At 72.6% G+C, this 6,922-nt stretch carries 6 protein-coding genes and 1 pseudogene; all 7 read left to right on the top strand.

The window, feature by feature from the left end; translation table 11 throughout:
- Positions 1 to 135: 135 nt before the first annotated feature.
- The 7 genes and pseudogenes from ABD308_RS07345 to ABD308_RS07375 all read left to right on the top strand — a co-directional run bounded on the left by ABD308_RS07345 (position 136) and on the right by ABD308_RS07375 (position 6,784).
- Positions 136 to 906, top strand: coding sequence for a TetR family transcriptional regulator (locus ABD308_RS07345; protein WP_344329520.1), 771 nt, complete (start codon positions 136 to 138; stop codon positions 904 to 906).
- Positions 907 to 1,051: 145 nt separating this feature from the next.
- Positions 1,052 to 2,480: pseudogene (locus tag ABD308_RS07350) on the top strand (chloride channel protein).
- A gap of 337 nt (positions 2,481 to 2,817) precedes the next feature.
- Positions 2,818 to 4,107, top strand: coding sequence for an ATP-binding protein (locus ABD308_RS07355; RefSeq protein ID WP_344329524.1), 1,290 nt, complete (start codon positions 2,818 to 2,820; stop codon positions 4,105 to 4,107).
- Positions 4,104 to 4,505, top strand: a complete 402-nt coding sequence (locus ABD308_RS07360; RefSeq protein ID WP_344329526.1) for a roadblock/LC7 domain-containing protein — start codon at positions 4,104 to 4,106, stop codon at positions 4,503 to 4,505. Before ABD308_RS07355 ends, ABD308_RS07360 begins: the two co-directional genes overlap by 4 nt.
- On the top strand, positions 4,502 to 4,885 hold the full coding sequence (locus ABD308_RS07365) for a DUF742 domain-containing protein (RefSeq protein WP_344329528.1): 384 nt from the start codon (positions 4,502 to 4,504) through the stop codon (positions 4,883 to 4,885). The genes ABD308_RS07360 and ABD308_RS07365 overlap by 4 nt, the downstream gene beginning before the upstream one ends.
- The gene (locus tag ABD308_RS07370; RefSeq protein ID WP_344329531.1) at positions 4,860 to 5,453 is read left to right on the top strand and encodes a GTP-binding protein; all 594 of its coding nucleotides are present in this window, start codon (positions 4,860 to 4,862) and stop codon (positions 5,451 to 5,453) included. The genes ABD308_RS07365 and ABD308_RS07370 overlap by 26 nt, the downstream gene beginning before the upstream one ends.
- 8 nt (positions 5,454 to 5,461) lie before the next feature.
- Entirely contained in the window at positions 5,462 to 6,784 is a 1,323-nt protein-coding gene (locus ABD308_RS07375) for a cytochrome P450 (RefSeq protein WP_344329536.1), read from the top strand.
- The last annotated feature ends 138 nt before the right edge of the window (positions 6,785 to 6,922 follow it).

The following is a 6,922-nucleotide window of genomic DNA, read 5'->3' on the forward strand; positions in this document are numbered from 1 at the left end:
TCTACGAGGGCACCAACCAGATCCAGCGCGTCGTCATGGCCCGCAACCTGCCGTAACCGGCCCGCCCGCCCGGGCGCCCGGGCCGGCCGTCCGCGGCCCGGTCCGGGTGTTCGAGGCCGATGCTATGTTCCGGGAATGAGCGAGAAGGAAGAGCAGGACCAGCCCATGAACGACGGGCACCCGAAGCCCGCGATGCGCGAGGCGCTGGTCGCCGCCGCCTTCGAGCTCTTCCTGGAACGCGGCTTCGAACAGACCACGATCGATGACATCGTCTCGCTCGCCGGGGTCGGCCGGCGCTCCTTCTTCCGCTACTTCCCGGCCAAGGAGGACGTGGTCTTCCCCGACCACGAGCGCGGCCTCGCCGACATGACGGACTTCCTGGAGTCCGGCACCGGCGAGGAGGACCCGGTCCGGCACGCCGGCGACGCGGCCCGGCTCGTCCTGCGGATGTACGCCGAGCAGCCGTCCTTCTCCGTCCAGCGCTACCGGCTCACCCGCAAGGTCCCCGGCCTGCGCGCCTACGAGCTGTCCGTCGTCTGGCGCTACGAGCACACCCTCGCGCACTACCTGCGCGGCCGCTTCGCAGGACGCCCGGACGGGCCGCTGCGGGCGGACGTGGTTGCCGCCGCCGTGGTCGCCGCGCACAACCACGCCCTGCGCACCTGGCTGCGTTCGGGCGGCGAGAGCGACTGGGTGGCCGAGGTGGACCGCGCGATGGCCTTCGTCACCGGCACCTGGAGCGAGCGGCCCGGTCCCGGCGCCGCCGGTGACGCGGCGGGCGGCACCGGGGCGGGGGAGGACGACGACGTGGTGGTGCTGGTCGCCAGCCGCCGGGCGCCGCTGTGGCGGATGGTGCGGGGCATCGAGAGCGCCCTCGGGGACGCCCGGCAGATCCGCCAGGACTGACACCCCGCCCGTCGCTCCTCCCGGTGGAGTAATCGGGGCGCGGCCGCACCCGTGGTTGCGTGCGGGCCGCCGGGGCGAGGGCGAGACTCGGTCGCAGGACGCGGCCGGAGCGGGACCGGCGCGGGGAACGCGACGGAGGCGGACGATGCCCGAGCCGAGCGCAGGCGGCCCCAGTGGCGGCGACGACCCGGCGCCGGAGCCCGACGGACCCGGCCCGACGCCCGCCCCGGCCCTGCGCGACGTCCTGCTGACCAAGGGCTACCTGGGCCTGCTGCTGATCGCCGCGCTGGTCGGCGTCCCCGTCTCGCTGGCCGCCTTCTGGTTCGTCGGCCTGGAGCACGAGCTCCAGCACTGGGTCTGGGAGAGCCTGCCGGATGCCCTCGGTCACGACCGCGCCCCCTGGTGGTGGCCGCTGCCCGCGCTGCTGCTGGCCGGCCTGCTGCTGGCCCCGGTCGTCACCCGGCTCCCCGGCCGGGGCGGCCACGTTCCGGTGGACGGCCTCGGCGGGCCGCCCGCCCCGNNNGGCGGTACCCGGGGTGGTCCTGGCCGCGCTCGCCTGTCTGCCGCTCGGCGCGGTGCTCGGCCCGGAGGCGCCGCTGATGGCGATGGGCGGCGGGCTGGCGCTGCTCGCCGTCCGCCCGGCGCGCCGCGCGGCCCGGCCGCAGCTGGTCCCGGTGCTCGGTGCGGCCGGTTCGGCGGCGGCGATCTCCACCATCTTCGGCAGCCCGCTGGTGGCCGCCGTGATGATGATCGAGGCGGCCGGCCTCGGCGGGCCGCGACTGCTGCTGCTGATCATGCCGTGCCTGCTGGCCAGTGGCGTCGGCGCGCTGGTCTTCACCGGCTTCGGCCACTGGACGGGGCTGTCGATCGGCGCGCTCTCGCTGCCCTCGGTGCCGCACAGCGGGGTGCCGGACCCGGGTGACTTCCTGTGGGGCCTGCCGGTGGCCGCCGCCGTCACCGCGGTCTGCGTGGCGGGGCAGACGCTGGGCCGGCGGGTGAAGGCGTTCACCACCGGTGACCCGGAGCGCGCCGAGGAGCCGCCGGGCACGCGCCGGACGGCGGTCCGCACCGTGCTGTGCGCCGTCGCGGTCGGCGCCTGCGTCGCCGCGTACGCGTTGCTGACGGGCCGTTCGCCGGAGGAGGCGGCGCTCTCCGGCCAGGCGACCCTGGGCGCGCTCGCGGCGGACCCGGCGGCCTGGTCGGTGTTCGCGCTGCTGATGCTGACGCTCTGCAAGGCGGCGGCCTGGGGAATCGCGCTCGGCAGCCTGCGCGGCGGTCCGATCTTCCCGGCGGTGCTGATCGGCGCCGCGGTCGGGGTGGCCTGCGGTCCGCTGCCCGGCCTCGGCACCGCGCCGGGCCTGGCCGTCGGCCTCGCCGCCGCCGGTACGGCGGTCACCCGGCTGCCGGTCACCAGCACGGTGCTGGCGACGGCCCTGCTGGGGGCCGAGGCGCCCAATCTGCTGCCGTTGCTGCTGGTGACCGCCGTGACGTCGTTCGTCGTGGGGGAGCTGGTGCGCGGCGTCGGCGGTCGGCGTGCCGCCAGGGCGTCCGCCCCGCGGGCCCCGCTCGGCTGAACCCGGCAGCCGGAGACCCCCGTTCCATCAGGGGCGGGAGCAGGGCGTTTGCCCACCGTGACATGGTCTGGTCGAATGGGCGCCGCATCGCCCGGGGGGCGGAGTTCGTCGAGGGGCGAACTGAGCGCACGTCAACTAGAAGGCCCTGGTGGTGGGCTGCGGAGGGGCGTTTCATCCGATGATATGATCACGGCGCTTGCCGGGGGGATCGGGCGGGTGTGAGACGGAATGATCACAGGGGCGGTCCGGGCGGTGACCCCGGTGCGGACGTCCGCCGGCCCACCCCCGCCTTGACGGTAAATCAGCAGCTGGCCTCCACTCTCCCGAAGAGAGTCCTATGACGCATTCCCTGCAGAACCCCATTCTCTGGGCTCTTCTCGTCGTCCTCCTCGGCGCAATCGCCGTCATTGTCCTCCAGCGCCGGGCCGCAGCCGCGGCGCGACAGGAGTCCGAGAGGCTCAGAGCCCACTACGCCGCGTTGGAGAGCGACTTCTCGCAATCCGTCGAGGCGGCGCACGTGCGTGCCGACGAGGAGACCAAAACGGTCCTCAAGTCCGCCATGCGAACCCTTCAGGGCCTCGCCGCCGAACAGCAGTTGGTCATTTCCCGGCTGCAGGACAAGTACGGCGACTCGGTCATCCTGGAGGACCTCCTGGAGATCGACCACACGAACTCGCAGTTCGGGCGGCGCGCCCAGTCCATCGCCGTGCTGTGCGACGGCTGGCTGGGCCGGCAGCGCGAAGTGGCCTCGATCTACGACGTGGTCCGCAGCGCGCAGGGCCGCATCCGGCATTACCGCCGGGTGGAGATTCTTTCCCAGGTCAATTACGGAATCACCAGCCGGGCCGTCGAACCGGTGGCCCTGGTGCTCGCCGAACTGCTGGACAATGCTACCAGCTATTCCAGCCCCGACACGATGGTGGAAATCAATATCCGCACCGTGCCGAAGGGTATTTGCATCGTCGTCGACGACGCCGGCATCGGCATGAACGACGAGGAGCGCACCCGGGCGGAAAAGCTCATGTCCACCGAACGCGTCTCCGGGGTCTCCTCGCTCGGAAACCCGCCGCAGTTCGGATTCGCGGTGGCCGGCGTGCTCAGCGAGCGCTTCGGCTTCGAGGCCTCCGTGGACTCCTCCTCGCCCTACGGCGGTGTGCGCGCGGTTCTCCTGCTGCCGCACGAACTCCTCACCGCCATGCCGGAGCAGAGGCCGGCCGCCGCCGCGCCCGCCGGTGCCGAGGCGGCCGCCCGGAACCCGTTCGAGGCCGCGCCGACCGCGACCGCGACCGCGACCGGCCCCGACGGACTGCCCAAGCGGCGCCGCAAGCGCCCGATGGCCGTCGTCCCGGCCGAGCCGGTCCCCGCCGGCGCCCAGGGCTTCGAGACCCAGGGTTTCGCCACCCAGGGCTACGGCGCCACCCAGGGCTACAGCGGCGCCCAGGGCTACGGCACCCCGGCCTACGGCACGCCGGCCGCCGGGGCCCCGGTCCGCTCCGGCGCGGAGACGGCGGCGATCATGGGCGCCTTCCAGCGAGGCACCCAGTCCGGCCGGGCGACGAATCCGGACGCCGCCGAAACGACGAGCAGCGTGACCGCTGCAAGTAGTGAAGGACATGAGTACCCGTGAACAACGATCTGTCATGGATGCTTGACAGCGCCCTGGAGATCCCCGGCGCCCTGCACGCGGTCCTGATATCCGCCGACGGCCTGCTGATGGCCCGGACCAAGGACTTCGGCAAGGACGACGCGGACAGGGTCGCCGCCGGGATGAGCGGCGTGCAGTCGCTGAGCCGTTCGCTCGCCTTCTTCTGCAACGGCTCCCAGCACCAGTGGCGGCAGACCCTGGTGGAGTTCGACGGCGGCTGGGTCTTCCTCATCTCCGCGGGACAGGGCGCCTACCTCGGCGTCTCGGCCTCCCCGGACGTCGACATGGCGGACATCACCTTCCGGATGCAGCAGCTCGTCGGCCAGCTCGGCAAGGCGCTCATGGCGCCCCCGCGCGAGAACCTCGGCGTGCGCCCATGACCACCCCCGGCGAGCAGGCGTCCGACGCCGCCCCGCCCCTGGTGCGACCGTACGTCATCACCAAGGGGCGGGGGCTGCCCGACGACGAGCAGCTCTCCCTGGTCACGCTGGTCACGGCGGCGGGGGACGAGCAGCAGCGCCCCACCCGCCGGCTCTCCCCCGAGGAGCAGGGCCTGCTCGAATTATGTGCGGCGGGCTACCTCACGGTGGCCGAGATCGCCGGACACACCCGGCTGCCCCTGGGCGTGGTGAGGATCCTCCTCTCCGGGCTCAGCGAAGGCGGCTACCTTCTCGTGCGGCCGCCCGTCGCGCGTGCCTCCCTGGTGGACACGCGCATCCTCCAGGAGGTGCTGAATGGACTTGAGGCCAAGTTTGGATGAGCGGGCCTACGTCCGTGACGGGGCCAACCAGACCGCCGTGAAGATCCTCGTCGTCGGGCACTTCGCGGTGGGCAAGACCACCTTCATCGGCTCGATCTCCGAGATCACCCCGCTGTCCACCGAAGAGACCATGACGCGGGCCGGGGAGGCGGTCGACGACCTCAAGGGGGTCAGGAGCAAGACCACCACGACCGTCGCCATGGACTTCGGGCGACTGACCCTCAGCGACCGCGTCGTGCTGTACCTGTTCGGGACCCCCGGACAGTTGCGCTTCGTGCAGATGTGGGAGGACATGGCACGCGGCGCGCTCGGAGCGCTGGTGCTGGTCGACCCCGACCGGCTGGCGGACTCCTTCGCCGTGATCGACCTGATCGAGCAGTACGGGCTCGACTACGCGATCGCCGTCAACCGCTTCGACGGCACGCCGGTCTACGAGGATGCCGCCCTGCGGGAGGCGTTGGACCTGCTGGACGACACCCCGGTGGTCACCTGCGACGCCCGCGACGAGAAGTCCTCCGCCGAAGCATTGATCAGACTGGTCCGCCACTTGCTGGACCGTGTCCACTAGGAGCAGACATGGACGCTGAGTCCACCGCACTCGTGCCCCCGCCCGGGTGCCCCGCCCACGGCAGCGGCGAACGGATTCCCCTGTACGGCCCGCAGTTCGCCGCCGACCCGCAGGCCTACTACGCCTATATGCGCCACTTCGGCGCGACCACGCCGGTCGAACTCTCCCCGGGCGTCGAGGCCACCCTGGTCACCGACTACACCGCCGCGCTGCAGTTGCTGCAGGACCCGGCCGCCTTCCGGAAGGACTCACGCCGCTGGCGTGACCTCAACGAGGGCCGAATACCCGCCGACAGCCCGGTGCTGCCGCTGCTGGCCTACCGTTCCAACTGCATGTTCAGCGACGGCGTCGAGCACCTGCGGCTGCGTCAGGCCGTCACCGACAGCCTCGCCCGGATCGACACCCGCCGGCTCACCCAGCGCATCGGGCAGATCTCCGACTACCTGATCTCGCAGTTCAGCGCGCGCGGCTCGGCGGACCTGGTCGGCGAGTACTCCAAGCAGCTGCCGCTGTTCGTCTTCAACGAGCTCTTCGGCTGCCCGGCCGACATCGGCGACCGGGTGCTGTTCGGGATCTCCGGCATGTTCGACGGCGTCAACGCCGCCCGGGCGGCCGACGTCCTGATGCAGGCCGCGGCCGACCTGGTGACCCTCAAGCGGACCAGGCCCGGCGAGGACGTCACCTCGTGGCTGATGCAGCACGAGGCGGGCCTGGACAACGAGGAGATGGTCCACCAGCTCGCGCTGCTGCTGGGCGCGGGCGCCGAGCCGCTGCGCAACCTGATCGGCAACACCCTGCACCTGCTGCTCACCCAGGACCAGTACGCCCACAAGGGCGGCCTGATCGCCGAGGCGCTCGACGACACGCTGTGGGGCAACCCGCCGCTGACGAACTACGCGCCGCACTACCCCGCGACCGACATGGAGTTCGCCGGGACCAAGCTGGAGGCCGGCGAGCTGGTGCTGGTCAGCATCGCGGCCGCCAACACCGGCGGCGCCGGCAGCAACCGGGCCCACCTGGCCTGGAGCGCGGGCCCGCACGCCTGCCCCTCCAAGGAGCCCGCCCGGCACATCACCGTGACGGCCATCGAGAACCTGCTCAACCGGCTGCCCGACATCGAACTCGCGGTGCCGGCCGACAGCCTGACCTGGCGTCCCGGCCCGTTCAGCCGGGCGCTGTCGGCGCTGCCGACCAGGTTCACCCCGGTCCAGGAGGTGCCCCGGCCCTCCGGCGCGACCCGAGCGGCCGCGCCCGCCCGTGAGGAGCACGGCACGGGGCCCCGCAAGGAGCGCGGACTGTGGAGCTCCTTCCTGACCTGGCTCGCGAAGTGACCGGCACGCCGGACGGATCGGGCGTCCCGACGCTCGGGGAGTTCACGGCGGGCCAACTGCGGCGCCTGTGCGAGGTCGCGGACCTCGGACCGGAGGACGCGCGCACCTACGCGGACGTCCTCACCGAGGCGCTCGGAC

Source organism: Kitasatospora putterlickiae, assembly GCF_039527695.1.
Classification (GTDB): Bacteria; Actinomycetota; Actinomycetes; order Streptomycetales; family Streptomycetaceae; genus Kitasatospora; species Kitasatospora putterlickiae.

Coding starts and splice junctions, on each gene's coding strand:
- ABD308_RS07365 (WP_344329528.1), top strand. CDS start 4,502: ATGACCACCCCCGGCGAGCAGGCGTCCGACGCCGCCCCGCCCCTGGTG.
- ABD308_RS07375 (WP_344329536.1), top strand. CDS start 5,462: ATGGACGCTGAGTCCACCGCACTCGTGCCCCCGCCCGGGTGCCCCGCC.
- ABD308_RS07355 (WP_344329524.1), top strand. CDS start 2,818: ATGACGCATTCCCTGCAGAACCCCATTCTCTGGGCTCTTCTCGTCGTC.
- ABD308_RS07370 (WP_344329531.1), top strand. CDS start 4,860: ATGGACTTGAGGCCAAGTTTGGATGAGCGGGCCTACGTCCGTGACGGG.
- ABD308_RS07345 (WP_344329520.1), top strand. CDS start 136: ATGAGCGAGAAGGAAGAGCAGGACCAGCCCATGAACGACGGGCACCCG.